Genomic DNA, 26,628 nt, shown 5'->3' on the forward strand with positions numbered 1-26,628 from the left:
CGAGGCTGAGAAACCCCTATGTGCCGACGCAGGCTGGCACGCTGGGGTGCATGGACTTCTCGAAGTACCGCTCGGCACCGTTCAATTACGACGATGCGGGGGCCACCGCCGGCCCACTGCCCACCGGATACCACCACGTCACGATGTCGAGGGTCGTGGGATCGGGGCTGGACGACTTCGTGGCGGCGGCCGATGCGTTGATGCGATGGGACATGCACCGAGGAGCAGGACTGAAGGTCCGTTCCGAGGCCGAGACCGCTGCGCCCGACTCGGTGGTCGTTCTCACACTCGGACCGGTGCGCATTCCGTGTCGTGTGGTCTATGTCATCGACGAGGCGAACCGTCAGGGTTTCGCCTACGGAACACTCGACGGGCATCCCGAGTCCGGCGAGGAACTCTTCTACGTCGACTACTCCCCCGCCGACGGTGCCGTCACCGCCCACATATCGGCGTTCTCGCGTCCCGGTCGCTGGTACACCAAGCTCGGCGGCCCGGTGGGCAGGCGCGTCCAGGCAGCGTTCACCGACCGCTATCTGACCGCGCTGGCATCGGCGTGCCGACAGGCCGACTGACTCAGGCCTCGGGCGGGTGCACAGCTCGCCAGTGTTCGGCGATGTCGATTCTCTTCGCGACCCAGACCTTGTCGTGCGACTGCACGTGATCGAGGAAACGTTCCAGTGCAGCCATGCGGGCCGGCCTGCCCACCAGCCGGCAGTGAAGTCCGACCGAGAGCATCTTGGGACTCCCACTCGCGCCCTCGGCATAGAGAACGTCGAAGGCGTCACGTAGATGCGCGTAGAACTCGTCGCCCGTCGAGAATCCTCCCGGCGATGCGAAACGCATGTCGTTGGTGTCAAGGGTGTACGGCACCACCAGGTGATCGACGACACCGCCGTCTCGGGGCACCTTCTCCCAGTACGGCAGATCGTCTGCATAGGAGTCGGAGTCGTACTTGAATCCGCCGTGCTCCACCACGAGCGATCGGGTGTTGGGGGAATCGCGCCCGGTGTACCACCCCAGTGGCGCAGACCCCGTCAGCTCGCGCAGGATGGCCACGGCCTCCGCCATGTGCTCGCGTTCGACGTTCTCGTCGATCTGCTGATACGACAACCACCGCAAGCCGTGACATGCGATCTCGTGGTCCAACTCCAGCAGTGCCGCAACCACTTCCGGGTTCCGCTCCATGGCCTTGGCGACCGCGAACACCGTCAGCGGTAACCCGCGCTTCTCGAATGCGCGCAGCACGCGCCACACTCCTGCTCTGGATCCGTACTCGTACAGCGATTCCATGCTCATGTGTCGATTCGGAAACGCCTGTGCGCCGATCATTTCCGACAGAAACGTCTCGGACTTCGTGTCGCCGTCGAGCACGTTGTTCTCGGCACCCTCCTCGTAATTGAGGACGAACTGGACGGCGATGTTCGCCTCATCCGGCCACTGGGCGAGCGGCGGCGTGCGGCCGTAACCGACCATGTCGCGGGGATAGCTCAGCGGGGACCGACTCGGACGATGGGGAAGGCGCTCGGAGGTCACCGCCGCAGTCTCTCATTCGAGCCCACACACGCGCTGGGTGAGCGATGCAACCCTGATCACTACGACGGGCGGTCGTATGCCAATATTGTTCCGACAACGCGTCTGGCACCGTTCGTGCCGGGACCCACGTGAACGCATCACCCGAGAGGATCGACCGGTGGCAAATACCGAACTGGAATCCGCTTCGTACGACCCGGTCGTCGATACCCGCAACGAGGTGCCCGAGGTGCCGTCCGCCGCATGGGGTTGGAGCGGCGAGTCGAACAAGGCGATGCGCGTCGCAGCCATCGTCGTTGCCGCGTTCCTGCTGTTCATGATCATCGGAAATCACACCGGCAAGGTCGAGGACCTGTGGTTGGTCGGCTTCGCCGTGGCGCTGGTCGGACTCGTCGTGCGCGACGTCATCGTCCGCCGCAAGCCCCGCTAGCGGTTCAGTTCTCGGCGGCGAGCTGACCGCACGCCGCCGCGATCTCCTGCCCTCGGGTATCGCGGACGGTGCACGAGACGCCCTGCGCGATGACCCGGCGAACGAATTCCCGCTCCACCGGCTTCGGGCTGGCATCCCACTCGCTACCCGGAGTCGGGTTGAGGGGAATCAGGTTCACGTGTACCCGGGATCCGAGCGCCTTGTGCAGCTTCTTGCCCAGCATGTCCGCTCGCCACGGCTGATCGTTGACGTCCCGGATCATCGCGTACTCGATCGAGACGCGTCGACCGGTCTGATCGGCGTAGTACCGGGCAGCGGAGAGAACCTCCGCCACCGACCAACGGTTGTTGACCGGGACCAACGTGTCTCGGAGCTCATCGTCCGGCGTGTGCAGAGACACGGCCAAGGTCACCGACAGACCCTCGTCGGCCAGCTTTCGAATGGCCGGAGCAAGGCCGACCGTCGACACGGTGACCGAACGCTGTGACAGTCCCAGCCCGTCGGGGGCTGGTGAGACGATCTTGCGCACTGCCGCGACGACGCGCTTGTAGTTGGCCAGCGGCTCACCCATGCCCATGAACACGACGTTCGACAGCCGACCCTCACCGCCGGGGACTACGCCGTCGCGCATGTCCGCGGCCGCCGAACGGACCTGATCGACGATCTCGGCCGTCGACAGGTTCCGCGTCAGGCCGGCCTGACCGGTGGCGCAGAACGGACATGCCATTCCGCAACCGGCCTGACTCGAGATGCACAGCGTCGCGCGATCCGGATACCGCATCAGAACACTCTCGAGCAGAGTCCCGTCGTTGGCCTTCCACAGCGTCTTTCGAGTGTCACCGTCATCACATGCCAAGTGCTTGATCGGCGTCAGCAAGGTGGGAAAAAGATCGGCACCGACCTTCTCCCGAGCCTCGGCCGGAAGATCGGTCATCTTGGTGGTGTCGGCCTCGAGCCGCGCGTAGTAGTGCCGCGCAAGTTGGTCGGCCCGGAATGCCGGTAGACCGAGTGCCTTCACTGCCTCACGCAGGCCCTCTTTGTCCAGGTCGGCGAGGTGACGCGACGGCATACCCCGACGCGGAGCTGTGAAGACCAGCGGAAGATTCGGTCTCTTCTGCTCGGTCGTGCTGTCCGTTGCGGCTGCGGAATCACTCATGCTCGACCCCCGCGTCGTTCCTGCTGGCTCAACTCCATACCCACCATTGTCCACCCGTTCTGCTCACAGTCCTATTCGCGACGGTTTTCGACGGTGCCCTGACGGGTATCGACGCCGGGACCGATTGCGCGTGCATTCGGACCACGCGTGCGAAAGGATCATCGACATGGCCACCAGAGCAGACGACAACAACGAGGCACCGTTCGACACATCGGCCTCGGTCACGCCCGGATTCGACCGGCCGACGAGTGCCGCCGGCGACCTCACCCCCATCACCACGCCGGATTCGGACGGCCATTCCGCGCCCGACCCCGAGTTCGTTCCGGAACAGCAGCACACCCCCACCGATGTGGCGCACACCCGCACCGCCGCCCTCTGGACCGGCCTGGTGGTCGGGGCCGTCGTCCTTGTCGTTCTCCTGGTGTTCATCGTGCAGAACCTCGACTCCGTCACCGTCCAGATCTTCGCCTGGCAGCTCGACCTACCCCTCGGAATCAGCATGCTGCTGGCCGCGATCGCGGGCGCGCTGGTGATGGCCATGGCCGGCGGTGCCCGAATCCTGCAGGTCCGGCGCGCAGCGAAGAAGAACCAGCGTCACGGTTCGTGAACACTATGTACAGAAGCTGGCGCCGATGCTCTGAATCGATAAGGTTGGCGATGCCCGACTTCACTCGAGGAGCATGACGTGACTACTTTCATGGAGACACCGGTGGCATCCGGCGTTGCACCCGACCGCGCACGATCGTGGCTGTTGGTTCCGGCCACCAAGCCCGATACCTTCGACGCTGCTGTCGCGTCCGGTGTCGACGCCGTCATCCTCGACATCGAGGACGCAGTCGCTCCAGCGAAGAAGCCTGCCGCTCGCGAGACCGTCGTGCGCTGGCTCAGCGAGGGCAACTCGGCCTGGGTGCGCGTCAACGACGCGACGACCCCGTACTGGGCCGACGATCTCGCCGCGTTGTCCGGGCTGCCCGGCCTGGTGGGGGTCATGCTCGCGAAGACCGAGAGCGGCGGTCAGGTCGAGGCGACAGCCGCCCGCCTCGCCGACGGCACCCCGATCCTCGCGCTGGTCGAATCAGCAGCAGGACTCGAGGCCGCCACCGAAATCGCGCGCGCGGACTCGACATTCCGTCTCGCCTTCGGCAGCGGCGACTTCCGACGCGACACGGGCATGAGCGACGACCCGCTCGCCATGGCCTACCCGCGCTCGCGACTGGTCGTCTCCTCGCGCGTCGCACGACTGCCCGGACCCATCGACGGTCCGACACTGACCGCGAACGACAGCATCCTCGGGCGCGATGCAGCCCTGACGCTCTCGATGGGCATGGCAGGCAAACTCTGTATGCACACCGATCAGGTGGCCATCGTCAACCGCGAACTGGCCCCCTCCCCGACCGACGTGTCCTGGGCTCACGATGTCATCGACGCTCTCGGTGCCGACGGTGCTCACGTCAAGGACGGCAGCGATCTGCCGCGTCTGGCAAAGGCTCTCAAGATCAACGAACTGGCTCGAATCTTCGGAATCTCTGCCGCGTCCTGATCGCTCGCTGCCGAGCCAGGCTCAGATCGACTCGACGCCGGTCGGCTTGTATCGAACGTGGATGCGATAGCGCACATTCAGGGTGAGGCCGTCGACCTGCCGTGCCGCAGCGCGCGCTACCCGCGGTGAGAACTCGATTCCCAGCACATCCCGCAAAACCCGGCGGTCGGGAAACGCCCACCTCGTGTCGACGCGTCGCATCTCGAATCCCTGGGCATCGAAGAACGCCTCGACGGCCGCCGGATCGTAGTGCGGGAGATCCGCACGCATCCAGTCCCCGTACGGAGACGCCGTCGCGTCGAGGTCCACGACCACCAACGCCCCTCCGGGCCGCAGAACTCGCATCGCTTCGCTGATACCCGGGCCGCAGCCGGGGCCGAAGAAATACGCGGTTCGCGCGTGGACGAGATCGACCGAACCTGTGTCGACGGGCAGCGCGTCCGCTCTACCCGCACGCACGTCGACGTTCGCAAGTGACTCGACGCGCGTGCGGGCTGCGGCCACCAATGGGGCGTGCGGTTCCACACCGATGACGTACCGGGCGTCCGCAGCGAACATCGGAAGATGGAAACCGCTGCCGCAGCCCACGTCCACGACGTTCTCGGCCGTCCAATCGACGGTCGATCGAATGGTCGCGAACACAGCGCCGTCGACGTCCTGAGCCCTGTTCTCCGCCTCGTACAGATGCGGCCAGTGCCAGATGTTGGGACTGGGAATCACCCCGCCGCGATCACCGCTCATCGTCCGGCGGAGTCGGTCAGAGCAACACGGTGAAGACGAGCCACGCAACGAATGCAGAGGGCAGCAACGAGTCGAGTCTGTCCATGATGCCGCCATGGCCGGGCAACAACGAGCCCATGTCCTTGATTCGAAGGTCGCGCTTGACCTGCGATTCGATGAGGTCGCCCAGAGTTCCCGTCACGACAAGCACGACTCCCAGCAGGACACCGATCATCGAGTTGGCCTCGAGAATCAGGGTCACCGTCAGCAGGCAACCGATGACGCAGAAGATGAGCGATCCGACCAGCCCTTCCCAGGACTTCTTCGGGCTGATGGCCGGCGCCATCGGGTGTTTGCCGAATAGCACACCGGCGATGTAACCACCGACATCCGAGCACACGACGCCGATGACGAAGACCAGGATGCGACCGGCACCGTTGTCCTGCAGGACCATCAGAACGGCGAACGAGGCCAACAGCGGTAGCCAACACGCCACCAGAACGGTGACGGAGAGTTCTTCGAGATAGTTCTTGGGAGCAGTACCGAAGCCTTGTCTCAGCAAAAGCCACACCATGCAGACCACGACGGTGCCCACAGCCGCACTGAGCACTCCGACGGCACCGAACGGCCAGCCCAGCCAGATCATGGCCTGACCACCGAGGATCAGCGGGATGCGCGGAACGAGAACACCGCCCTCGCGGAGCCGCTTGGACACCTCGTACGTCGCGACGGCCAACGCCACGGCCACGACACCGATCCATACCAGCGGCACGAACACGAGCACGAGGATCAACCCGATACCCAAACTGCCGCCGACGCCGATCGCGGCAGGCAGATTTCGACCCGCCTTGCCGGCGGACTTCGTGGCGGCGACCCCGGACGAGCCAGCGGGCGTGCCGCTGCCCTCCTGCCGATCCGGTCCCACCACTGTCGTCAACTCCTCGATATTCATCGTCGTTCCACCGTGTTGCGCAACTATCGAAGGAGGTCAGACCTCCATCAATTCACCCTCTTTGCGCTTGACCAGTTCGTCGACCGAGGCGGTGTACTTCGCGGTGGTCTTGTCGAGCTCGTTCTCGGCACGTACGACGTCGTCCTCGCCCGCCTCGCCGTCCTTCTGGATGCGCTTGAGCTCTTCCATCGTCTTGCGGCGCACGTTGCGAATGGACACCTTGGCGTCCTCGCCCTTGCCCTTGGCCTGCTTGACGAACTCACGGCGTCGTTCCTCGGTCAGCTGCGGCACGCCGATACGAATCAGGTTGCCGTCGTTGGTGGGGTTGACGCCGAGATCGGAATTGCGGATAGCGGTTTCGATCGGCCCGAGCTGATTCGACTCGTACGGCTTGATCACCACCAATCGCGCCTCCGGCACGCTGATGCTGGCCAGCTGGGTGATCGGCGTCGGGGCACCGTAGTACTCGATGACGATGCGCGAGAACATTCCCGGGTTGGCCCGCCCGGTGCGGATCGAGGACAGATCGTCACGGGCAACCGATACGGCCTTTTCCATCTTCTCTTCGGCGTCGAAGAGAGCTTCGTCAATCACGATCTGTCCTCCATCGTCTTCGTTCTCGGTTCGTTCGCGGTCGCGTCGGCGGCATTCACGACGTGACCAGCGTGCCGATGTTCTCGCCCGACACGGCGCGAGCAATGTTTCCCTGAATCAGCAAATTGAACACCAACATCGGCATCTGATTGTCCATGCAGAGGCTGAAGGCAGTCGCGTCGGCAACTTTGAGGCCTCGCTCGAGGGCTTCTCGGTGGGTGATCGTGTCGAACATCGTCGCGTCGGGATCGAGCCGTGGATCGGCCGAGTAGACACCGTCGACGGCCTTGGCCATCAACAGCACCTCGGCACCGATCTCGAGCGCCCGCTGCGCCGCCGTGGTGTCCGTCGAGAAGTACGGCATGCCCATACCTGCGCCGAAGATGACGACACGCCCCTTCTCGAGATGCCGTCGCGCGCGCAGCGGGAGGTACGGCTCGGCCACCTGGCCCATCGTGATAGCGGTCTGGACTCTGGTGGCAACACCCTGCTTTTCCAGAAAATCCTGCAGCGCAAGACAATTCATGACCGTGCCGAGCATGCCCATGTAGTCCGAGCGAGATCGGTCCATCCCCCGCTGCTGCAATTCGGCACCGCGGAAGAAGTTTCCGCCACCGATCACCACGGCAACCTGAACTCCGGTGGCCACCACCTCGGCGATCTGCTCGGCAACGTTGTTCACGACATCCGGATCGAGCCCCACCTGGCCACCACCGAACATCTCCCCACCCAGTTTGAGCATCACGCGTCGGAACCCGGGACGGTCAGGGGCCGGATCGGTCATAGCTCTCCTCGGTACTCGTCGAACACTACGGTTTACTCACCGATCATCCTGCCCTATCGGCACCCGATCGGTGGACACGGCTCCGACCTGCCTCGCGCACGAACGATGCCGTCCACTCGATGAAATCGAATGAACGGCATCGCCTCGATCGGATCGAGCGCAGACTAGCTGGCGCCGACCTCGAATCGGGAGAAACGGGTGATGGTCACGCCGGCCTCGTCGAGGATGGCCTTGACGGTCTTGTTGCCGTCCTGAACCGACTTCTGCTCGGTGAGAACGACGTCCTTGAAGAATCCGTTGACGCGACCTTCGACGATCTTCGGCAGAGCCTGCTCCGGCTTGCCCTCTTCGCGCGCGGTTTCTTCTGCGATCCGACGCTCGGCGGCGACCAGATCCTCGGGAACCTCGTCACGGGTGACGTACTTGGCCTTGAGCGCTGCGATCTGCATCGCGGCAGCGCGCGCAGCATCGCCGGCGGCGTCGCCGTCACCGGTGTACTCGACCAGCACGCCGACGGCAGGCGGCAGGTCCGCGCTGCGCTTGTGCAGGTAGGTCGCGGTGTTGCCGTCGTAGGACACGACGCGGCGAATTTCGAGCTTCTCGCCGATCTTGGCCGACAACTCGTTCAGAGCCGTCTCGACGGTCTTGCCGTTCAGGTCGAGTGCCTTGAGAGCGTCGACATCAGCAGGCTCGCCTGCTGCAGCCGTCGCCGCGACGGACGCGGCGAACGTCTGGAACTCGTCGTTCTTGGCCACGAAGTCGGTCTCGGAGTTGATCTCCACGAGCACTCCACCCTCGGCGACGACGAGGCCTTCGGCGGTGTTGCGCTCGGCGCGCTTGCCGACGTCCTTGGCACCCTTGATACGCAGGTACTCGACGGCCTTGTCGTAGTCGCCGTCGTTCTCGGCGAGTGCGTTCTTGCAGTCCATCATTCCGGAGCCGGTGAGCTCGCGGAGCCGCTTGACGTCGGCGGCAGTGTAGTTCGCCATCGTGGGCGAGCCTCCTCAAAAGTCTGAATACGGGCGTTGACGAAAGTGCTGTTCTCGAAGCGTGATCGACGGGCTCGCTGTGGAGCCGGACCGATCACAACCCTGACATACCGAAGCGGCCCCGGCCCACCCTTGAGGGTGAACCGGGACCGAATTCGATCAAGCCTGAGCGGCCGGTGCTTCTTCTGCTGCCGGGGCGTCGGCGACCGGCGCATCGGCTGCGGGAGCCTCTGCTGCCGGAGCGTCAGCGGCCGGGGACGTCTGTGCGAGCTGCTCGAGCTCCCACTCTGCGAGCGGCTCGCCTGCGCCGACCTCGGGCTTGGCGTCGGTTGCGGTGTTCTGGCCTGCACGGGCCTGCACACCTTCGGCCACTGCGGATGCGACGACCTTGGTCAGCAGCGCAGCGGAACGGATCGCGTCGTCATTACCCGGGATCGGGTAGTCGACCACGTCGGGATCGCAGTTGGTGTCCAGGATCGCGATGACCGGGATCTTCAGCTTGCGCGCTTCGCCGACGGCGATGTGCTCCTTGTTGGTGTCGACGATCCAGATGGCCGACGGAACCTTGGCCATGTCGCGGATGCCGCCGAGGGTGCGATCGAGCTTGGTCATCTCACGCGTGAGCATGAGGATTTCCTTCTTGGTGCGTCCCTCGAAGCCACCGGTCTGCTCCATTGCCTCGAGCTCCTTGAGGCGGACCAGGCGCTTGTGCACGGTCTGGAAGTTGGTGAGCATGCCACCGAGCCAGCGCTGGTTCACGTAGGGCATGCCCACGCGAGTTGCCTCAGCGGCGATGGACTCCTGTGCCTGCTTCTTGGTGCCGACGAACAGAACGGTGCCGCCGTGGGCGACCGTCTCCTTGACGAACTCGTAGGCCTTGTCGATGAAGGTCAGAGTCTGCTGCAAGTCGATGATGTAGATGCCGTTGCGGTCGGTGAAGATGAATCGCTTCATCTTCGGGTTCCAGCGACGGGTCTGGTGTCCGAAGTGTGTGCCGCTGTCGAGCAGCTGCTTCATTGTTACTACAGCCATGGCTGAATAACTCTCTTTCATGGTTCGGTTGACGCAGAGTGTCGGTGACCTCTGCCCTGGCGACCGCCGAAGTTGTCGGACCTGAACCACAGGGGGATCAGGACCGCCGACAACCGGTTCTCGTATCGTGAACTCTGCCGAGGCAGTCGATACGATGACGCGGACGCGCGAAGTCGACCCGTGCACGCACAGGCCGCAACAAGGAGTGTAGACCTGCGGCGGCCCCCGTCATAACCAGGCCCGACTGTCAAGAGATTCCGGTGCCTGTGGACGAATCTTTCGGTTGTCCACAATTCGTGCCGGGCCTCGTTTTCCAGCACATTCACAGGCCATCGTCGACGAGTGAACACTCTTCGTACCGGCTGCATCGCCTGCGTTCTTGCCGCGATCGTGCTGACCACGCCGGCCGCGGCAGCCGAATCGGACTCGTTCGCGTGGCCGATTCGGCCGCACCCTCGCGTCGTGACACCGTTCGACCGCCCGGAACACGATTGGCTCCCCGGCCATCGCGGGGTCGACCTCGCCGCGGCGGACGGCACCTCGGTTCTGGCCGTCGCCGACGGCACGGTCGTGTTCGCGGGCGTCGTGGCCGGTAAGCCGGTGGTGTCGGTGGACCATCCGGGCGGACTTCGATCGACGTACGAACCCGTGACGGCGGCGGTCGGGGCCGGAGCACGAGTACGACGCGGCGACATCCTGGGTTCGCTGACGTCGGGACACGACGGCTGCACGGCGACATGCCTGCACTGGGGCATCAAGCGGGGCCGCGAATACCTCGATCCGACGGCCCTGGTGCGTGCCCGTCCGATCAGATTGAAACCCGTGCAGGAGCCGGTTCGGTGACGGTCAGCGCGCAGGGCCGGAGTGACGACCGGACGCGGCAGGAAAGTCGTCCGCGACCATGGCGGCAAGCTCGACGAAAGCGCTCCTGGTCTGGGGACGCAGCTTCTCGAGATCGACCACGGCCCCCTCGGCGAGGTGCTCGTCGAACGGAACCACCAGCACCGCGCGGCAGCGTTCCAGGAAGTGCTGCTGCAACAAGTTCATGTCGACCGCGGACGAACCCGGTCGGACCGAACTGATCACCACGACCGTGCGCTCGACCAGATGGCCGTATCCGTGCAGTTCCAGCCAGTCCAGAGTCGCGGCTGCGCTGCGTGCCCCGTCGACGGCCGGCGAACTGACCAGAACCAGCGCATTGGCCAGCTGCAGCACCCCGTTCATCGCCGAGTGCATGATGCCGGTTCCGCAGTCGGTGAGGATCAGGTTGTAATAGACCTGCAGCATGTCGATGACTGCGCGATAGTCCTCTTCGCCGAACATCTCCGACGCCGAGGGATCCCGCTCACCGGCCAACACTTCCAGTCGGCTCGGTGCCTGCGAGGTATGAGCGCGAATGTCGGAATACCGGCGAATGTTCGGGGCTGCGGCCAACAGATCGCGAACAGTCGACGCGGTCTGACGCGGTACCCGCTCTCCGAGTGTCCCGAAATCCGGGTTCGCGTCGACGGCAATGACGCAATCTCCGCGCAGCGACGCGAACGTCGACCCCAGACCCAGAGTGGTCGTCGTCTTGCCGACCCCGCCCTTGAGCGACAGGAACGCGATGCGGTAGTCCCCCAGCACCGGCTGGCGTATGCGATCGACCTGGTTGCGGTAGCGCTCCTCGGCCGTCGACTCGCCGGGGTTGATGACGCCACCGGTCAACCGGTGCACACCGCGACGCCACCCCGACGACGAGGTGCGCTTGGGTCGTTTGAGCAGCGATTCGGCACCCAGGTCCTGACTGCTCGGACGATACGGATTCGGGGCACCTGCCCACGTCTGCGGGGACCAGGGTGCCTGCTGGGCCGGCTGGGCCTGAGACCGATCGTCCCCGACGGGCGGAACGGGCGGAACGGGCAGCATCTGTGCCTCGGGATAGGCGGCCGGCGGGCCCGGTCGAAGCGGCACGGGCGGGTTGTACCGCGGCGGCACGGGAGGTCTCTGTGCAGAATCGGGCGTCTGCCACGGCGGGGGCTGCCGGTGCGTGGAGCGTGGAGTGGACATCGGTTCCGCCGGTACGGATTTCGCGGCATCGTCGCCCCGGCCGTCGAGTGGACTGCCGTCGCCTGTACTGCCGGGTCGTGCCCCGTTCACCGGCGCACTGTGGCCATGCGTCGACCACGGCTCCGATTTACCTTGCGGTCGGTCGCGGTCCACGGTCCCCCGTATTCGGTGTAGTCGATCCTGGGCAGACGCTACCAAACGATGCGCCGCCCAGCTCGACGCTCATGCTCTGGGATGCGCCTGATCGTGCACCGCCCGCAACCGTTCGACGGATACGTGAGTGTAGATCTGCGTCGTGGCAAGAGATGCATGTCCGAGCAGTTCTTGCACCACCCGGAGATCTGCACCTCCTTCCAGCAGATGCGTGGCTGCCGTATGGCGCAGGCCGTGCGGTCCCAGGCTGGGGCCACCGGGGACTGTCTCCAGCACAGCATGCACCGCCGACCTGGCCTGTCGCTGGTCGAGTCGTCCACCCCGACGCCCGAGCAACAGGGCCGGTCCGGATCGGTCGACGGCCAGGGCAGGCCTGCCGTCGGTGAACCAGGCGTCGAGTGCCTGCGCGGCCGGCAGACCGTACGGTGCCGAACGTTCCTTGTTGCCCTTGCCCACCACCCGAACGACTCGTCGATCGGTGTCCACGTCGTCGACATCGAGACCGCACAGCTCCCCCACGCGGACCCCGGTCGCATACAACAGTTCGACGACGAGTCGATCGCGCAGCGCTATGGGATCGAGTTCGGCGGCACCCGACTCGGCAGCGTCCAGCGCTCGCGTCGCTTGATCGTGACGCAGCACTCCGGGCAGGGTGCGGTGACCCGACGGGGACGCGAGACGTTGCGCGGGGCCGACCGTCACAGCCCCGACCCGTTCGAGCCACGCCCCGAACGTTCGCACCGACGAGGTGCGCCTGGCCATCGATGTCCGGGCCGCGCCGGCCGCCGAGTACCCCGCCAACCACGAGCGCACGACACGCAGATCCAGATCGGCGATCGTTCCGCCCGGTGAGGACGCGGCCAGGTGCGCCAATAACGAACGCGCGTCGGCAACGTAGGCCCGGATGGTGTGCTCCGACCGTTCCCGGCCGAGGCGCAGGTGTTCGGCGAACTCCTCGACGTGCACCTCCAGGTGCGGCGGCAGCGAATCGGTCATCGGCTCAGCTTGGGCGCTGACGTCTCGCTCGACAACCGGACACGCCGTCGGGTGGACGTCGGTGCGCGATCAGGCGTCGACTCCCGCCTCCGCCTGTGCCAGCTCACGCTTCCAGGCTCGGAAGGTTTCCTCGGTCCGCCCCCGACGCCAGTAACCCGAGATCGACGCCCACTCGGCCCCGACCCCACGTTCCTTGCGGATGTACGGACGGAGGTTGTGCATGACGGCCTGCGCCTCACCGTGGACGAACACCTGCGCTTGCCCGGGTAACCATTCGGTGTTCTTGACGGCCTCGATCAGCGGTGCGTTGTCTCCGGCCCGGTCGTCGCCGATCTCGTTCGACGACGCGCCCCGGTGCACCCAGGTGACGTCGACGACTGCGAGAGTCTCCATGTAGATCTCGTCGTGACGATCGCCGACCTCGATGAACACCTTGGCGATGGCGTCTTCCGGGAGGGCCTCGACCGCAGCCGAGATGGCCGGGATAGCCGATTCGTCGCCTGCGAACAGGTGCCAATCGGCGTCGGGGCGAGGCGCGTATGCCCCCGACGGCCCGAAGAACGACATCTCGTCGCCCGGCTTCGCGCGTGTGGCCCACGGTCCGGCGACGCCCTCGTCGCCGTGCACCACGAAGTCGATGGCGATTTCCCGCGCGTCGGTGTCGACGGATCGAACGGTGTAGGTCCGCATGATCGGTTCGTCCTCGGTTCCGAAGAACAGCTTGACGTACGCATCGGTCTTATCGATGGCGTCGAACTCCTCGAAGCCTGGACCACCCAGATACACCCGGTGCATGTGCGGGGTCAGCGCTTCCGTGCGCACTACGGTCAACGTGGTTTTCTTACGCGGCACTACAGACCCCTCTTCGAGCGAACGACGCCGATGCTCACTGCACCGACTAAGCATTACCTAACACCCTACCTTCACCGGGCCTCGGTAGGGCCGTCACCTCAGCCGCGCACCACCCGGGCCCACCCGGTCTCGTCGTTGCTCACGAAGCCGTCCATCTCCATCACCGGTAGCGCGGCGCGGACCTTCGACAACGGAACTCCGGAACTCTCCGACAGTTCACGGGTGGACAACGCTCCCGTGGCCGGCAGCGCGTCGTAGATCAACAGTGCGGTCTCGGACAGCGCATCGATTTCCCGGAACAGATCGGGACGGGGTTCCTCCGGCGAGCCGAGCGCCCCGGCCTCGGCCACCACATCGTGCGAGCTCGACACCAGAACGGCCTCACCCTCACGAATCATGCGATGGCATCCCTTCGACGTCGGAGAAGTGACCGGCCCCGGCACCGCAAGAACGGGGCGCCCCAGTTTCGCCGCCCACGCCGCGGTGTTGCGCGCCCCGCTCCGCCATCCCGCCTCGACGACCACCACCGCCGATCCGAGTGCCGCCACCAACCGGTTGCGCGCCAGGAACCGGTGCTTGGCCGGAGTGGTGCCCGGCGCGTATTCACTGAGAACCACCCCGCTCGAGGCGATCTGACGCAACAGTCGGGAGTGTCCCGCCGGGTATGCCCGGTCGACGCCGCAGGCGAGCACCGCCATCGTCGTCCCCTCGACTCCGAGCGCCGCACGGTGCGCTGCCGCATCGATACCGAACGCAGCCCCCGACACGACGGTCCAGCCGTCCAGCGCCAGATCGGCGGAGATCTCGGCAGTGACGTGGTCGCCGTACGGACTCGACGCTCGGGTTCCGACTATCGACACCGATCGTTCGGTGTCTGCTCCGACAGACCGGTTTCCCAACGCCCACAGTGCGATCGGCGGCGATGTGTCGACACCCGCGGTGAGGCCGGACCCATCGAAGCCGAGAAAACGCCACGCAGGCCACTCGTCGTCGTCAGGGGTGATCAGCCGTCCACCGAGAGCGGCCATGTGGTCCAGATCTGCTGCTGCAGTGTCGACATGAGCCCGTGCTGCCAGTCGCTCACCCAAGTGTCCGGCGCGTACGGCTGCGGCGGTGACCTCGGGGCCGTGGGCAGCGGCGTGGTCCGTCACCGTGCGATGCGGACCCTGTGCCACCCGGGACAGATACGCCCACGCCAGCCGACGTGCGTCATAGGTCATGCCACTCCCCTGTCTCGAAAATCCAGTGCGGCACCGACCTCGTCTGCACCGGGCACGGTGCCGCCGGCGAGATCGTTCAGAGTCCACGCCACCCGTATCGCACGATCGGCACCGCGCGCGGTCAGCGATCCGTTGCGCAATGCCCGCTCGATCGGTGCCAGCGTCGACCGAGCGAGCCGAAACCGTTGGCGCAGTGCGGGTCCGGGGACTTCCGCATTGGTCCTCCACCCGAACTCCGACCAACGATGGGCAGCGGCATCTCGTGCTCCCGTCACCCGTGCGCGGATATCGGCCGTTCCTTCTCCGACGTCGTCGACCAACGCCCCGGTTGCGACTCCCATCATCTGAATTCGGAGATCGACCCGGTCGAGGAGCGGTCCGGACAGCTTTCCCAAGTACTTGCGGCGAGCAGTGGGCGCACACACGCAGTCGGCCTGCCGCGCCGGTGCGCACGGGCACGGATTGGCCGCCAGGACGAGTTGGAACCTCGCTGGGTACCGGGCCACCCCGTCTCGACGCGCAATCCGAATTTCACCGTCCTCGAGTGGGGTTCGTAGAGCTTCGAGCACCCGGATACTCATCTCGGCGCATTCGTCGAGAAACAGAACTCCGCGATGCGCGCGACTGACTGCGCCGGGCTTGGCCATGCCGGTACCTCCGCCGACCAACGCACTCACCGACGTCGAATGGTGTGGGGCGATGAACGGCGGTGACGTGATCAGCGGCCGCGCACTCGTCAGCAGCCCCGCCACCGAATGGATCGCGGTCACCTCCAGCGCCTCGGACTCGGTGAGCGGCGGGAGTATTCCCGGAAGACGTTGCGCCAGCATCGTTTTCCCGATCCCCGGTGGCCCGGTCAACATGATGTGATGCGCACCGGCCGCAGCGACCTCCAACGCCCATCGGGCATCTGCCTGACCGGCAACGTCACTGAGATCCGGGTAACTCTCCTGATGCCAGTCGGTGGGGGTGGGCGATTCCAGCGCCTGCTCACCACGAAGCCACGCAACGACATCTGCCAGGCAATCGGCACCCAACACCTCGATACCGTCAACCAGACCCGCTTCGGGCAGACACCGACTCGGCACCACCACCCGCTGCCACCCCGCCGCCTTCACCGCGAGCACTCCGGGCAGAACCCCGCGGACCGCACGCAACCTGCCGTCCAGAGCCAACTCCCCCAGAAACACCGTCTCCGACAGGCTTCCCCGCGGAATGGCCTTGGCGGCGTCGAGGACCGACAATGCAAGCGCGAGGTCGAATGGTTTGCTCACACGGTACTAATCACCGAGCAAGGAGACACACCATGACCGCAGCAACCGCTTCGCAGGAATTCGGCACCGTAAGTGTCGAGGTCGAGCGCCACGAGGACTTCACTCTATTCACCGGCCCCACAACCCACGTGACCGACCCCGCACAACCTGAGCATCCTTACGAGGTCCATTTTTCAGGGACACGCGACGACGGCGACGACCACTCCGAAGCCCTGGTGTTCATCACGCGCGACGGCCAGCCTGTGTCGAGCTTCCCCAGCCATATCGCAGCACAAATCGGGTTGGCGATCATTCAGCACGGACGCGACGCGGAACTGTTTGGCGATCCGCAAATGATCGGTGACGATCAGCGAGATGCGTTCCGCCGCTAGACTTTGCCGTTTGCACAGGCGTGCATATACGAATAGAATGAGAGCACTGGCAGAGTTCTGCCTATAGACCCCGACACCAATTCTGGTGATCGGGGTTTTCTCATTCCAAGGGAGGGTCGACGTGGAACGCGACACTGAGTTCACTGAATTTGAGTCAATCACGGCGTGCGCGGCACGTACCGGCGTCTCGGCAGGCATCCTCTACCGGATGATCCGCGACGGCAGGCTCGTCCCGTACATGTTCGCCGACACGTCGATCCGCCGATTAAAGGTTGCGGAAGTCGACGCGCTGTTCGTGCCCCAAGCAGCCTAGAACTTCCCGCTTGTCGCGGTGCTGAGGTCGGCAAGCGGGAACGGTCACCAGATGTGAGTTGATCGAAACGGAGTAGCGGGTGGTGCCGCCCCCGGATCCTCACATCTGGTGACCACCAAAACTATTGCAACACAACAACTTAATAGAAGAATTGCGGTGATCGCATGGCGTCTCCAGGCGACCAGAGTTTCAGCGCCGGATCCGTGTCACTTTCGATCCGGCCTGATCTGCGAAAGTTCCCCAGCGAGTTGCGGACGGAACTGGCGAAGCAGAAGACGCCCACCGTTCCTGTGGACCTGTTTCCGCAGTTCGGGAAGTTCAAGACCGATCTCCGCGCCGGTATCAAGGGACTTAAAACACCTACGGTCGCGATCGACGTCAAGCCAAACACGAAGTCGTTTGGCCGGAACCTGCGTACCGAGATCAACGCAATGCCCCGTCAGCAGGTGCTCGTCGACGTCATGCCGAACATGACCGGCTTCCGGGGCCGGCTCGGTGCTGAAGTTCGCGGCGTCAACACACCCACCGTCAGAGTCGGCGTCGATCTCGATTTCGGTGTTGCTCGCGCCCAGATGGCTGCATTCCGCGCAACGCACCACACGCTCCACATGAACGTCGACATCGACATCACCGGTGCCCTCGCTCGCATTGCCGCACTCCAAGCTGCATCCGCGGGCCTCAACGTCACAGCGAACGCTGTTGGGTCGATTGGGGCCTCCGCCGCCGGCATGGCGAGCCCCGTAGGCATCGCGACAGCCGCACTTGCCGGACTAGCAGCAGTGACTCTCATCCCGCTCGCCGCCTCTGCGTCACAAGCTCTCGGTGTCCTGGCCTTGCTCCCTGCCGCTGGTGCAGCGGCCACCGCGGGCCTAGGCGCGCTTATCGTCGGCGGATCCGGCGTGGCAGGCGCATTCTCCGCAATGGGCGACGCATCCTCATCGGCCGGCGAATCCGTCGAAGACTCCGCCCGGCGACAGCAGGACGCGCTCGACTCCGTTGCCGACGCACAGCAGCGAGTCACCGACTCGCAACGCGACGCCACACTCGCAGTCCAGCGAGCATCCGACGCACAACAGGATCTCAACGACGCCCGCAAGGACGCAAAGAACGCGATCGACGACATGAACCTGTCGTTGAAACAGGGGCAACTCTCCGAGGAAGCCGCAGTCCTTTCCGTCTTCCGCGCACGCCAGCGGCTCGCAGAAGCGCAGGCGGATCCAAAGTCCTCGCAGCTCGATATTGCTGAGGCATCACTTGGGGTTCGGCAGGCTGAGCAATCTGTCACTGAGGTGCGGGTTCGGAATTCGCAGAAGCGTGATGAAGCGCGTGGCGTGAATGCCAAGGGTGTTGAGGGCAGCGATCAGGTCGTCTCTGCCACTCGTAACCTTGCCGAGGCCCAGTTCGGTGTCATCTCAGCGCAACGTGACACCGCAACCGCGACGCGTGATCTCGCGAAAGCACAGCAGGACGCAGCTCGGTCCCTGACCGACGCAGCCGGTGGTGCCGACAAGCTCGCCGAAGCACTGGCCAAACTGTCCCCGAACGCGCGCGACTTCGTCCTCAAAATGCAGGCGCTGGGACCGGAGTGGAGTGAACTTCGCAGAGCAGTACAGGACAACCTCTTTGCCGGTCTTGGTGACAGCATCACGACCCTGGCAAACGCCCAGCTCCCGACCCTTCAAACAGGCCTGTCAGGTATCGCTGACGTCATCAACAAGAACCTCCGCGGCGCACTAGAAGGACTATCTACCGAGTCGGCCAAGTCTGACTTCGCTTTGATCTTTGAAAATTCGCGCATTGCAATCGATAACTTACTCGGTGGCTTACGCAATCTCGGCGGCGCATTCCTCGATATCACCGCAGTCGGTTCGGAATTCCTCCCCGAATTGACAGGTGAGGACGGATTTCTCGGCTGGACCGAACGATTCGCCAACAAAATCAAAGAAATGCGCGAGTCGGGCGATCTGAAAGACTTCATCCAGGGCGCAATCGATAAATTCGGCGAGCTATGGGATATCGGCGGCCAAATTGTCGAACTCATTGGAAACATATTCAATCCATCCAAAGAGACTGGCGACGGAATGCTTACCAGCATATCCGACACGCTCAAGAAATGGAATGAAATTCTCGGAAGCCCGGAAGGGCAGAAAGAGATGAAGGACTTCTTCCAAAAGGTAAAAGACACCTGGTCTGAAATCGCAGCCATTGTGTCCGGAATTGCCAGCGTCATCTCCACGGTCACCAGCATCGGGAAGTCACTGGGCCTCGGCGGCAACGGCGACGCAGACCGACCAGAGAACGTCAGCACCGACGGCCAGGGCTTGGACCACAAAAACGGCTTCTTCCCCGGTGTGAAGGACGGCTCATTCGGAGACAAACTGTTAGACGGCGATTGGCTCGGATCTATCGGCCAGGTGCCGAAGGTCGGGGCTCAAATGGCGGAGCCGCTGGGAATGTTGGTCGCGCCCGGTCTGACCAATCGCATAAAGGGCGATCTCGGCATTGTGTCGGATGCGTTTACCAACATGAAGGATATCGCTGGTGACGCGTTTGCGTCGTTCCCCGAGAAATTCAGTAGTTTTCGCGATGGAGTCACGGGAATTGCTTCGGACGCTCTTGATTTCATAACAAATGGTGCGGGTTTTTCGTGGCAGGGCCTCGGAAACACCGTTGGTAACGTTATTGATTCTCTGACGGGTGGCGCATTCACTCGATTCAAGGATGGCGCAACCGGTGTGGCGTCGCACATTCAATCTTTATCAGCTCCCATCGCGAATGTCTGGTACGGGATCCTCGATACGATCAAAGCGGTTATTGGCGCAATTGGCCGACAGTTCCAAAAGATACCGTCTATCGACCTTCCGTTCGGTATATCAACAAAGGGCATCAAGGAACTAGGCGATTCGCTCGTTGCGTTCTCGTCTTCGTCGTCGAACGTGGGGATGACGGGCGGTACGCAGATCGGTAAGTCGGGGCCTGTGTCGACGCGCGCTGCGGGTGGCCCGATTGTGGGTGCCGGTACGGCGACGTCGGATTCGATCCCTGCACTGTTGTCGAACGGCGAGCATGTGCTTACCGCCGATGAGGTGCAGGCGGCGGGCGGTCAGGGGGCTGTGTACCGGCTCCGTGAGGCGATCCGCAACGGCACTGTCGGGCGTTTCGCGTCCGGTGGCGCTGCGGTGTCGAATGCACGCTCCTACATCGACTCTGTTGTCGGCACCCCGTACCAGTTGGGTGGCTTGGATTGTTCGATGTTCGCGTCGGGTGTCTATCAGGCGTTGACGGGCGGCAACACAGGGCAGCGAGCATTCGATACGACGAAGTTCGCTACTGCTGCGTCGGCTGCCGCGATGGGTTTCCAGCCCGGTTTGTTCGGGTCGTTCCAGGTCGGCGTGAATCCGTTGCCTGGCGCATCGGGGCATATGGCGTTTTCGTTGGATGGTGTTCCGGGCGAGTCGGGTGGTTCGCATGGCGATGTGGCGTTCGGTTCGGGGTCGGGTGCTATCGGCGCTGATGATTCGTCGTTCCCGTTGCAGTATTCGCTTCCCGGTGCATTGTTCGCGCCTCCGCAGTCGGATGCTGATTCGGCTACTCCGGCTGTGGATTACAACTATGGTGTGACGCCGCTGGAGGGCGGCAATTACAGCCCTACGGGCACGTATGTGGGGCCTGCGACCGGTTTGGGTGGTACGTCTGCCGCGGATGCACCGTCGGTTCCGACGCTCTCTGAGATCGGCGGGAAGATCGGTACCGCGATCGGTGCCGGTTTGCCGCAGTTGCTGGGCCTTGAAGGCACGTTCTTCGATGATCCGGCGAACTCGACTGTCGGTCGTGCGTACAGCATTTTCTCGGCTCCGCGGGTAGCTCCGGGGGATCCGTTCGCGCAACGCCCTACGGGTGATGCGGGTGCTGGGTCGCAGTTGTCGACTCCGGGCGGTAACCCGAATCCGACTCCGCCTACTGATGTGACGAACCCTGATCCTGCTGGTGTGGGTCGCGGAGCGGACGCTTATGACCCTTCGCAGGGTGCTGTGCAGTGGCAGCCGGAAGTGCTTCTTGGGTTGAACCGTACGGGTCAGTCTGTTGGCGCTTTGGCTGCAACGTTGCAGCAGATTTCGTATGAGTCGGGTGGTAATCCGACGATCACGCAGGGCGTCAAGGACGTCAACTCGGGCGGCAACGAAGCGGTTGGCTTGTTGCAGGTCATCCCGAACACGTTCGCTGCGATGCGCGATCCAGCTTTGCCGAATGACCGCACCAATCCGTTGGCGAACATCGTCGCGGGCATCAATTGGGTGGTGTCTCGGTGGGGTGGTATCGAGGAGCGTTGGCCTACCCGCGGTGGTTATGCGTTGGGTGGCCCTGTGGTGGGGCCGGGTACGGGTACGTCGGATTCGATTCCGACGCGTTTGTCGAATGGCGAGTTCGTGATGCGTGCGAATGCTGTGACGCCAGAGACGTTGCCGATCTTGCAGGCGATGAACAGTGGTCAGTCGTGGGCTGCTGCGGCTGCTGCGAATGCTCAGCAGTTCCGCCGTCAGCCCGCTATGGCCGGCGCATCGTCGTCGCAGCGTTCCGAAGATTGGTCGATCAACATGGGCGACGTCTACACCCGAGACGAATCAGAACTAGAGAACCGCATCGACAGGATGCAACACCGCCGATTCCGTTCCTACACAGGAGGTTTGCGATGAGCGAACACACAATAGTCACCAACGAAACCGACATGTATCGAGCCGCTGCAATCCTTCTCCATGGCGCAGCAGGCAACAGCGGAGGCGTGGGTGAAGTGCTCGACGAGATCCACGCGACAGACGTCGAACGGTATCCGGAAACGGTGGTCGCGATGGCCGCAACGTTCGAAAGCATCCTCTCCACCATCATCACGCCCGAGAACCGACAGCAAATCCTCGAACGCCTCGTCGACCATGCCGCGTTCTTTGCCTCGAAGGAGATCGAGAACCTTGGCAGCTAAGCGATCAAAGAAAGACAAAGACGCAGACCCCGACGTCGTCATCCCAAAGCCCACCGAGGGATCCGACTACCTACGTCGGCTCGCATCACTCCGCAGTGACCAATACGCCCGACGCCAGCCCGTCGACCGACACACGCTGGCGTCGGCTACACAGCGTGCCAACGCAACGAAGGAAGACCTCGAATGACATCAGACGAAATAACCGTGACCAGCACCGAGCCCGAGTTCGAACCGTACGTGTCGCGCAGCGCAAAGGCACGACTCGCCCGCAGTCAAGCCCCGACTGAGACACCGAACCACGGCTACTTCCGGGACATCACAGTCGTGAGCCGCGGGGACGTGATCGACGAAATGCTCGACGCCCGACACGACCAAAACGAAACAGAAACCGACATTGATGCATACCGCGCAGCACGCGCCGCACGCGTCGCAGAATCGAAGGGGCCGACAGCCGCATGAACGCAACCGACACACTTCACGCACTCACCGAAGCAGCCCGCGCCGGCCACACCGTCACAGCTACGGACCTCGCAGCAGCACGCGCACAGGTAGACGCCGAACGCACCATCGACACCCTCGCAGAAGAGGGCCGCGAAGAACGCCGCCTCGCAGCCGAACGCCAGGCAGTCCTCGACGAAAGAGAAGCCGCCAAAGCGACCGTGCGCGCCGGGATCGCCGCCGCCGAAGCGAAGGTGGCCAAAGCATACGAAGACGCGGCAGACGCGCTCTCCGACCTCATCGACGCCGACGAACAATACGCGAACAAGCTACGCGAGTACCGAACACTGTTGAGCAACAGTGGATTAGACACATGGAACTACTACGCGTCGATGGAACAGCCGCCCGCATCCGAGGAGTTCGATCCGACGATCTACGTGGCCGAGCACGCCCATGGAATCACAGTCGACGGCCACCCCTACAACCCCGTGTCGGCCGACGAACGACTGAACCAGTTGATGACGCAAGCAAAGGATGCACACCGATGAACAGCACTTCCGAGATCCGCGCCCACAAAGCGGCAGCGGTCGCATTCCGCGACGCGACGTGGAACGTCAAGCACGCCCTCGCCATCGCGCTCACCGACCTCACCGACGCCAATTCACGCGCCAAGTACCGTGCAGCGCGAGACGCCCACGAAACGGCACGACTCGCCCTCATCGCAGCGCAGGCCAACGTGACCGTCGCAGCCGGCCATGAACGCCCCATGCCATTCGGTCCCGCAGGCCCAATGATCTCGGACACCGTATCGAGCGCCATCGCCGCCGAGAACGCACGGTTCACATCAGACAAAGCACTGTTCGACAAACTTGAAACGTAAGCTCGAATAAAACTGCTACACAACATAATTGAATAGAGGATACGATGAGTGAAGGCGCTCTCGAACGGGTGGACCACGACCGGCGACACGAGCCGTTCAAGCCACAGAACACCGTCGCAGTCAAGCACGGAATGTGGTCACGCTCAGATCGGTTCATCAGCGTGCGAGTCGCCGAACTCATCAACGACATCCGCGACGACTGCGACTGGCTCCGGGAACCATCGTACGAAGCAGCCTTGGTCGACTGGGCACAGTCCGAGGCCCGTATCGAGCAAGGTGAGCGGTTCCTCGCAGAAAACGGTGGGGACTACGGAGACGGTGGCGGCATCAAAGGCGTCGCCAACTACCTGATCCGGCTCCGAGCCCACACCCTCAAAGTCCGCGAACGCCTCGGACTCGACCCGCTCAGCCGGTCCAAACTCCAACGAGACCAAGCAGCAACCCAAGTCGATCTCGCGTCGCTCATGGCGAGCACCCCACCCCGCGGCGGCACTAAGTGAGCCTCATCGAAGACGCCCGCGACGACATCGACATCTTCGCCAGAGAACTCGCAGGACGCCCACTCTGGCCGCACCAACTTGAAGTCGCCTACAACCCCGCCCGCATCCGCATCATGTGCTGTGGTCGACAGGCCGGCAAGTCCTCCAGCGTCCAGATGATCGCGCTGCACACCGCATTCGCGGCCCCCAACAAACAAATCCTCATCCTGTCCGCCACACAAGACACTGCATCTGACCTGCTCCGTGAGATCTCCCGTCTCATCGCAGGCTCAAGGTGGTTCGCAGGCTCCGTAGTCGAAGACCTGAACGAGCGCATCGTGCTCACCAACGGCTCCGAAATCCGCTGCGTCTCCGCATCCGAAAAACAGATCCGCGGTAAATCCATCGACCTCCTCATCCTCGACGAGGCCAACCAGATGCCAAAGAACCTTTGGAAAGCCGCAGCATTCACCGTCATCGCCCGACCCGGCTCACGCGTCATCCTCGCCAGCACCCCGTCATTCCGGGAACACTTCTTCCGCGATCTGTTCGTCAAAGGCCAAGAGCACACCGGCATGCACGCCAGCTTCCGATGGCCCTCCACCATCTCGCCCATCATGGACACCGAGATGCTCGCCGCCCTCAAAAGCGGCATGACCGAACGAGAAATCGCGCAGGAAGTCGAAGCACAGTGGGTGGATGACGCCGGCGCATTCTTCAGCGAGCAAGAGATCCTCGACGCGGTAGTCCCCTACCACCTCACGAAACCAGAAGACGCACAACGCCAACTCGTCGCAGGCGGAATCGACTGGGGCTACGCGAACGACGCCAACGCCCTAGCCCTCATTGGAGTCCTCGACGACAGCAACCCCGCCATCGCGAACGACGACCACGCCCTCACCTACTTCGTACCATGGATTGAATCGCACTCGCAGATGCGCGCACCCGCATTCATCGATCGGATTCTCGACGTCGCCAAGGGTTACAACGTGAATCGCCTCATCAGCGAGACCAACGGAATCGGACAATTCCCAACCCAAGACCTCGCTGACAAGTTCCATGTCGCCTACCGCAGTGGCACTCTCCGTAACCGCACCCCAGTGCACCCCATCGCCACAACCAGCGCACGTAAACAGTCAGGCTTCAACCAACTGAAGCTCATGATGAACGACGGCAGACTCATCCTCAGCACCGAAACACCCGCCCTGCTCACCCAACTCCGCAACCTCGAATACACAACTTCCGAGACCGGGAACGTTCGCATCGCCGTCCCCGAGCGCCGCGGACATGACGATGAAGCGATGGCGTTGATGCAGGCAATGTCGACTATCAACAGGGGTTTCCGCGGCTACCGTCACCAACCGACCGCATGGGATAGGGCACACAATCCGCAGCCCGACCTCAACACATTGCTGACAACCCCACTTGGCACAAAGACGCCACCAACACCAACAACCTGGGACATCCAGGCAGCATTCAGACACCCACGAGGCACCAAACACGAAGACGCAGGCTGGTGAATGTTCTTTAACTCAGCAGCCGCTCCCACTCGCGATACTTCTTCAGGTTGGCCTGAATCTTCTTCAGCACACTCTTACTTCCCTTGCTGCCCGCCTCTACCGCAATCAGGGCTACACGTTCCAACGCCTCACTATCAGCGATCTCCTGTCGGACGACATCTAGCCTGGACTTCGGCACTACGGGCTCAGTCATGCGATGAACCTAGCGTGAGCTGTTCGTGGGCGTGCTGTGTTCGTTTTGTAGCAACCCCGCGCGCGTGAGGAGTGGATGTGAATCGTCGTGAGCTGAGTGATGCTGCGGATGCGTTGGAGTTGGTGCTCGGTGAGCTTGAGTCGACTGCTGATGAAGCTGCATTCCTCGCCGGCTCTGTTGCTGTGCTGAGACATCTAACTGATTGAGCCACAGGGCTTTACGCAATACGGTCGTTATGCGTAAGATGGAGGCATGACATCGACCAAGGTTCTCGGCTACCTCCGGGTTTCGACTGACTCGCAGGCGGACTCGGGCGCAGGCATGGACGCACAGCGAGCCACCATCGACGCTGAGGCAGCACGACGTGGATGGACTGTGGAGTACGTCATCGACGCCGGCATCTCCGGTGCAACGCTCGTACGCCCGGAGCTGACCAAGGCACTGACACGGCTGGACAGAGGCGAGGTATCCCACCTGGTCGCTGCCAAGCTCGACCGTGTGTCCCGGTCTGTCGCTGACTTCGCCGGCCTACTGGACCGCAGCCGTAAGGCAGGCTGGTCGCTGGTGCTGCTGGACCTCGGAGTCGATACGTCTACTGCGTCGGGTGAGCTGGTCGCGAACATGATCGCAGCCTCAGCGCAGTACGAGCGTCGTTTGATCTCACAGCGTACGAAGGATGCCCTAGCGGCTCGCAAGGCCGCAGGCGTACGACTGGGGCGTCCTACGTCGATCTCTGATGAGACCGTGCAGCGGATCGTGCGTGAGCGTGAAGCCGGCAGTGGGTTGCGTGTGATCGCTGAGGGCTTGACCGCGGATGGTGTTCCGACGACCTCGGGTAAGCCGTGGTCTACGTCGACCATTCAGCGGGTTCTGTCTGGTCCCCGAGTTAAGTAGTTCCCTAGCGCAACGAAACTTTCATACACAGGAGAAAGCCCCCACCCATTCACTGGGTGGGGGCTCATTTGCTGTTACTCCTGAGCTTCGTTGTAAGCCCTCAACCGAGCCTTCACCTGGCGTTCCAAGGATCTGCGATCACGCTCGTCCTGGACCCTTTCGTTCCAGGCTTTGACTTCCACCGGAAGAACCGTCTCTCGATGCCGTGCGTTGGTTGCGGCTATCTGAGAGTCCAGAGCAGCAACCACTATTTCGAGGCCGGGTTCACCTAGTAACTCGGCGCTGGGCACGAAG

29 protein-coding genes are annotated in these 26,628 nt (G+C 63.4%); 15 read left to right on the plus strand and 14 right to left on the minus strand.

Annotated elements, in window-relative coordinates; translation table 11 throughout:
* Positions 1–50 precede the first annotated feature (50 nt).
* Positions 51–572, plus strand: coding sequence for a DUF1990 family protein (locus tag CH285_RS20740; RefSeq protein ID WP_032390100.1), 522 nt, complete (start codon positions 51–53; stop codon positions 570–572).
* Between the two features lies 1 nt (position 573).
* On the opposite strand, the gene puuE is transcribed toward CH285_RS20740, so the two are convergent.
* Entirely contained in the window at positions 574–1,473 is a 900-nt protein-coding gene (gene puuE / locus CH285_RS20745) for an allantoinase PuuE (protein ID WP_176458536.1), read from the minus strand.
* A gap of 217 nt (positions 1,474–1,690) precedes the next feature.
* Here puuE and CH285_RS20750 point away from each other — a divergent pair, with 217 nt between their 5' ends.
* Positions 1,691–1,960: a DUF2631 domain-containing protein gene (locus tag CH285_RS20750; RefSeq protein WP_027496710.1), complete on the plus strand. Its 270-nt coding sequence runs from the start codon at positions 1,691–1,693 to the stop codon at positions 1,958–1,960.
* A gap of 4 nt (positions 1,961–1,964) precedes the next feature.
* Here CH285_RS20750 and rlmN read toward each other — a convergent pair whose 3' ends face one another.
* Positions 1,965–3,116 (minus strand): 23S rRNA (adenine(2503)-C(2))-methyltransferase RlmN, encoded by a 1,152-nt coding sequence (rlmN, locus tag CH285_RS20755; protein WP_045841851.1) that lies wholly within the window; start codon positions 3,114–3,116, stop codon positions 1,965–1,967.
* 166 nt (positions 3,117–3,282) lie between these two features.
* Between rlmN and CH285_RS20760 the strand changes: the two genes are divergently transcribed.
* Positions 3,283–3,723, plus strand: a complete 441-nt coding sequence (locus tag CH285_RS20760) for a LapA family protein (protein ID WP_032366595.1) — start codon at positions 3,283–3,285, stop codon at positions 3,721–3,723.
* A gap of 90 nt (positions 3,724–3,813) precedes the next feature.
* Positions 3,814–4,656 (plus strand): HpcH/HpaI aldolase/citrate lyase family protein, encoded by an 843-nt coding sequence (locus tag CH285_RS20765; protein ID WP_032366409.1) that lies wholly within the window; start codon positions 3,814–3,816, stop codon positions 4,654–4,656.
* A gap of 21 nt (positions 4,657–4,677) precedes the next feature.
* On the opposite strand, the gene CH285_RS20770 is transcribed toward CH285_RS20765, so the two are convergent.
* From CH285_RS20770 to rpsB, 6 genes are all read right to left on the minus strand, one after another.
* The gene (locus CH285_RS20770) at positions 4,678–5,397 is read right to left on the minus strand and encodes a class I SAM-dependent methyltransferase (protein ID WP_176456708.1); all 720 of its coding nucleotides are present in this window, start codon (positions 5,395–5,397) and stop codon (positions 4,678–4,680) included.
* 16 nt (positions 5,398–5,413) lie between these two features.
* Entirely contained in the window at positions 5,414–6,328 is a 915-nt protein-coding gene (locus tag CH285_RS20775; protein ID WP_027496706.1) for a phosphatidate cytidylyltransferase, read from the minus strand.
* A gap of 36 nt (positions 6,329–6,364) precedes the next feature.
* Positions 6,365–6,922 carry a ribosome recycling factor gene (gene frr / locus CH285_RS20780; protein WP_027496705.1) on the minus strand — a complete coding sequence of 186 codons (558 nt, stop codon included), beginning with the start codon at positions 6,920–6,922 and terminating at the stop codon, positions 6,365–6,367.
* Between the two features lie 55 nt (positions 6,923–6,977).
* On the minus strand, positions 6,978–7,706 hold the full coding sequence (pyrH, locus tag CH285_RS20785) for a UMP kinase (protein ID WP_027496704.1): 729 nt from the start codon (positions 7,704–7,706) through the stop codon (positions 6,978–6,980).
* A gap of 164 nt (positions 7,707–7,870) precedes the next feature.
* On the minus strand, positions 7,871–8,695 hold the full coding sequence (gene tsf / locus CH285_RS20790; RefSeq protein WP_027496703.1) for a translation elongation factor Ts: 825 nt from the start codon (positions 8,693–8,695) through the stop codon (positions 7,871–7,873).
* A 159-nt stretch (positions 8,696–8,854) separates the two neighbouring features.
* On the minus strand, positions 8,855–9,727 hold the full coding sequence (gene rpsB / locus CH285_RS20795) for a 30S ribosomal protein S2 (RefSeq protein WP_094643011.1): 873 nt from the start codon (positions 9,725–9,727) through the stop codon (positions 8,855–8,857).
* Between the two features lie 342 nt (positions 9,728–10,069).
* On the opposite strand from rpsB, the gene CH285_RS20800 reads away from it, so the two are divergent.
* Positions 10,070–10,570 (plus strand): M23 family metallopeptidase, encoded by a 501-nt coding sequence (locus CH285_RS20800; RefSeq protein ID WP_080731215.1) that lies wholly within the window; start codon positions 10,070–10,072, stop codon positions 10,568–10,570.
* 3 nt (positions 10,571–10,573) lie between these two features.
* On the opposite strand, the gene CH285_RS20805 is transcribed toward CH285_RS20800, so the two are convergent.
* The 5 genes from CH285_RS20805 to CH285_RS20825 form a co-directional block, all read right to left on the minus strand.
* The gene (locus tag CH285_RS20805; protein ID WP_052067092.1) at positions 10,574–11,635 is read right to left on the minus strand and encodes a MinD/ParA family ATP-binding protein; all 1,062 of its coding nucleotides are present in this window, start codon (positions 11,633–11,635) and stop codon (positions 10,574–10,576) included.
* 363 nt (positions 11,636–11,998) lie between these two features.
* Positions 11,999–12,925: a tyrosine recombinase XerC gene (locus CH285_RS20810; RefSeq protein ID WP_032390098.1), complete on the minus strand. Its 927-nt coding sequence runs from the start codon at positions 12,923–12,925 to the stop codon at positions 11,999–12,001.
* Between the two features lie 69 nt (positions 12,926–12,994).
* Positions 12,995–13,777 (minus strand): siderophore-interacting protein, encoded by a 783-nt coding sequence (locus CH285_RS20815; protein ID WP_027496699.1) that lies wholly within the window; start codon positions 13,775–13,777, stop codon positions 12,995–12,997.
* Between the two features lie 98 nt (positions 13,778–13,875).
* Positions 13,876–14,997, minus strand: a complete 1,122-nt coding sequence (gene dprA / locus CH285_RS20820; protein WP_027496698.1) for a DNA-processing protein DprA — start codon at positions 14,995–14,997, stop codon at positions 13,876–13,878.
* Positions 14,994–16,271, minus strand: coding sequence for a YifB family Mg chelatase-like AAA ATPase (locus tag CH285_RS20825; RefSeq protein WP_141214969.1), 1,278 nt, complete (start codon positions 16,269–16,271; stop codon positions 14,994–14,996). The genes dprA and CH285_RS20825 overlap by 4 nt, the downstream gene beginning before the upstream one ends.
* Before the next feature lie 32 nt (positions 16,272–16,303).
* Between CH285_RS20825 and CH285_RS20830 the strand changes: the two genes are divergently transcribed.
* The 9 genes from CH285_RS20830 to CH285_RS20870 all read left to right on the plus strand — a co-directional run bounded on the left by CH285_RS20830 (position 16,304) and on the right by CH285_RS20870 (position 25,247).
* Positions 16,304–16,642 carry a hypothetical protein gene (locus CH285_RS20830; RefSeq protein ID WP_094643012.1) on the plus strand — a complete coding sequence of 113 codons (339 nt, stop codon included), beginning with the start codon at positions 16,304–16,306 and terminating at the stop codon, positions 16,640–16,642.
* A 121-nt stretch (positions 16,643–16,763) separates the two neighbouring features.
* Positions 16,764–16,955: a hypothetical protein gene (locus CH285_RS20835; RefSeq protein WP_141214970.1), complete on the plus strand. Its 192-nt coding sequence runs from the start codon at positions 16,764–16,766 to the stop codon at positions 16,953–16,955.
* Positions 16,956–17,119: 164 nt separating this feature from the next.
* Positions 17,120–21,649, plus strand: a complete 4,530-nt coding sequence (locus CH285_RS20840; RefSeq protein WP_094643014.1) for a transglycosylase SLT domain-containing protein — start codon at positions 17,120–17,122, stop codon at positions 21,647–21,649.
* On the plus strand, positions 21,646–21,930 hold the full coding sequence (locus CH285_RS20845) for a hypothetical protein (protein ID WP_094643015.1): 285 nt from the start codon (positions 21,646–21,648) through the stop codon (positions 21,928–21,930). The genes CH285_RS20840 and CH285_RS20845 overlap by 4 nt, the downstream gene beginning before the upstream one ends.
* Positions 21,920–22,117, plus strand: coding sequence for a hypothetical protein (locus CH285_RS28040; RefSeq protein ID WP_141214971.1), 198 nt, complete (start codon positions 21,920–21,922; stop codon positions 22,115–22,117). The genes CH285_RS20845 and CH285_RS28040 overlap by 11 nt, the downstream gene beginning before the upstream one ends.
* A 268-nt stretch (positions 22,118–22,385) precedes the next feature.
* Positions 22,386–22,916 (plus strand): hypothetical protein, encoded by a 531-nt coding sequence (locus CH285_RS20855; protein WP_094643017.1) that lies wholly within the window; start codon positions 22,386–22,388, stop codon positions 22,914–22,916.
* Positions 22,913–23,248 (plus strand): hypothetical protein, encoded by a 336-nt coding sequence (locus CH285_RS20860; RefSeq protein WP_094643018.1) that lies wholly within the window; start codon positions 22,913–22,915, stop codon positions 23,246–23,248. Before CH285_RS20855 ends, CH285_RS20860 begins: the two co-directional genes overlap by 4 nt.
* 44 nt (positions 23,249–23,292) lie before the next feature.
* Positions 23,293–23,748 carry a hypothetical protein gene (locus CH285_RS20865; RefSeq protein WP_141214972.1) on the plus strand — a complete coding sequence of 152 codons (456 nt, stop codon included), beginning with the start codon at positions 23,293–23,295 and terminating at the stop codon, positions 23,746–23,748.
* On the plus strand, positions 23,745–25,247 hold the full coding sequence (locus tag CH285_RS20870; RefSeq protein WP_094643020.1) for a terminase large subunit domain-containing protein: 1,503 nt from the start codon (positions 23,745–23,747) through the stop codon (positions 25,245–25,247). Before CH285_RS20865 ends, CH285_RS20870 begins: the two co-directional genes overlap by 4 nt.
* Before the next feature lie 7 nt (positions 25,248–25,254).
* Here CH285_RS20870 and CH285_RS20875 read toward each other — a convergent pair whose 3' ends face one another.
* Entirely contained in the window at positions 25,255–25,440 is a 186-nt protein-coding gene (locus tag CH285_RS20875; protein ID WP_094643021.1) for a hypothetical protein, read from the minus strand.
* Between the two features lie 252 nt (positions 25,441–25,692).
* Between CH285_RS20875 and CH285_RS20880 the strand changes: the two genes are divergently transcribed.
* A complete protein-coding gene (locus CH285_RS20880; protein WP_094643022.1) occupies positions 25,693–26,334 on the plus strand; it encodes a recombinase family protein in 642 nt (213 codons plus the stop codon).
* Positions 26,335–26,628 lie beyond the last annotated feature (294 nt).

It is taken from the genome of Rhodococcus sp. 05-2256-B1, assembly GCF_002258465.1.
Taxonomy (GTDB): Bacteria; Actinomycetota; Actinomycetes; order Mycobacteriales; family Mycobacteriaceae; genus Rhodococcoides; species Rhodococcoides fascians.

Coding starts and splice junctions, on each gene's coding strand:
- tsf (WP_027496703.1), bottom strand. CDS start 8,695: ATGGCGAACTACACTGCCGCCGACGTCAAGCGGCTCCGCGAGCTCACC.
- CH285_RS20840 (WP_094643014.1), top strand. CDS start 17,120: ATGGCGTCTCCAGGCGACCAGAGTTTCAGCGCCGGATCCGTGTCACTT.
- CH285_RS20880 (WP_094643022.1), top strand. CDS start 25,693: ATGACATCGACCAAGGTTCTCGGCTACCTCCGGGTTTCGACTGACTCG.
- rlmN (WP_045841851.1), bottom strand. CDS start 3,116: ATGAGTGATTCCGCAGCCGCAACGGACAGCACGACCGAGCAGAAGAGA.
- rpsB (WP_094643011.1), bottom strand. CDS start 9,727: ATGGCTGTAGTAACAATGAAGCAGCTGCTCGACAGCGGCACACACTTC.
- CH285_RS20805 (WP_052067092.1), bottom strand. CDS start 11,635: ATGCTGCCCGTTCCGCCCGTTCCGCCCGTCGGGGACGATCGGTCTCAG.
- CH285_RS20775 (WP_027496706.1), bottom strand. CDS start 6,328: ATGAATATCGAGGAGTTGACGACAGTGGTGGGACCGGATCGGCAGGAG.
- CH285_RS20865 (WP_141214972.1), top strand. CDS start 23,293: ATGAGTGAAGGCGCTCTCGAACGGGTGGACCACGACCGGCGACACGAG.
- CH285_RS20740 (WP_032390100.1), top strand. CDS start 51: ATGGACTTCTCGAAGTACCGCTCGGCACCGTTCAATTACGACGATGCG.
- CH285_RS20770 (WP_176456708.1), bottom strand. CDS start 5,397: ATGAGCGGTGATCGCGGCGGGGTGATTCCCAGTCCCAACATCTGGCAC.
- CH285_RS20845 (WP_094643015.1), top strand. CDS start 21,646: ATGAGCGAACACACAATAGTCACCAACGAAACCGACATGTATCGAGCC.
- CH285_RS20855 (WP_094643017.1), top strand. CDS start 22,386: ATGAACGCAACCGACACACTTCACGCACTCACCGAAGCAGCCCGCGCC.
- puuE (WP_176458536.1), bottom strand. CDS start 1,473: ATGGTCGGTTACGGCCGCACGCCGCCGCTCGCCCAGTGGCCGGATGAG.
- CH285_RS20760 (WP_032366595.1), top strand. CDS start 3,283: ATGGCCACCAGAGCAGACGACAACAACGAGGCACCGTTCGACACATCG.
- CH285_RS20875 (WP_094643021.1), bottom strand. CDS start 25,440: ATGACTGAGCCCGTAGTGCCGAAGTCCAGGCTAGATGTCGTCCGACAG.
- CH285_RS20810 (WP_032390098.1), bottom strand. CDS start 12,925: ATGACCGATTCGCTGCCGCCGCACCTGGAGGTGCACGTCGAGGAGTTC.
- dprA (WP_027496698.1), bottom strand. CDS start 14,997: ATGACCTATGACGCACGTCGGCTGGCGTGGGCGTATCTGTCCCGGGTG.
- CH285_RS20830 (WP_094643012.1), top strand. CDS start 16,304: ATGACCGCAGCAACCGCTTCGCAGGAATTCGGCACCGTAAGTGTCGAG.
- CH285_RS20765 (WP_032366409.1), top strand. CDS start 3,814: ATGGAGACACCGGTGGCATCCGGCGTTGCACCCGACCGCGCACGATCG.
- pyrH (WP_027496704.1), bottom strand. CDS start 7,706: ATGACCGATCCGGCCCCTGACCGTCCCGGGTTCCGACGCGTGATGCTC.
- CH285_RS20860 (WP_094643018.1), top strand. CDS start 22,913: ATGAACAGCACTTCCGAGATCCGCGCCCACAAAGCGGCAGCGGTCGCA.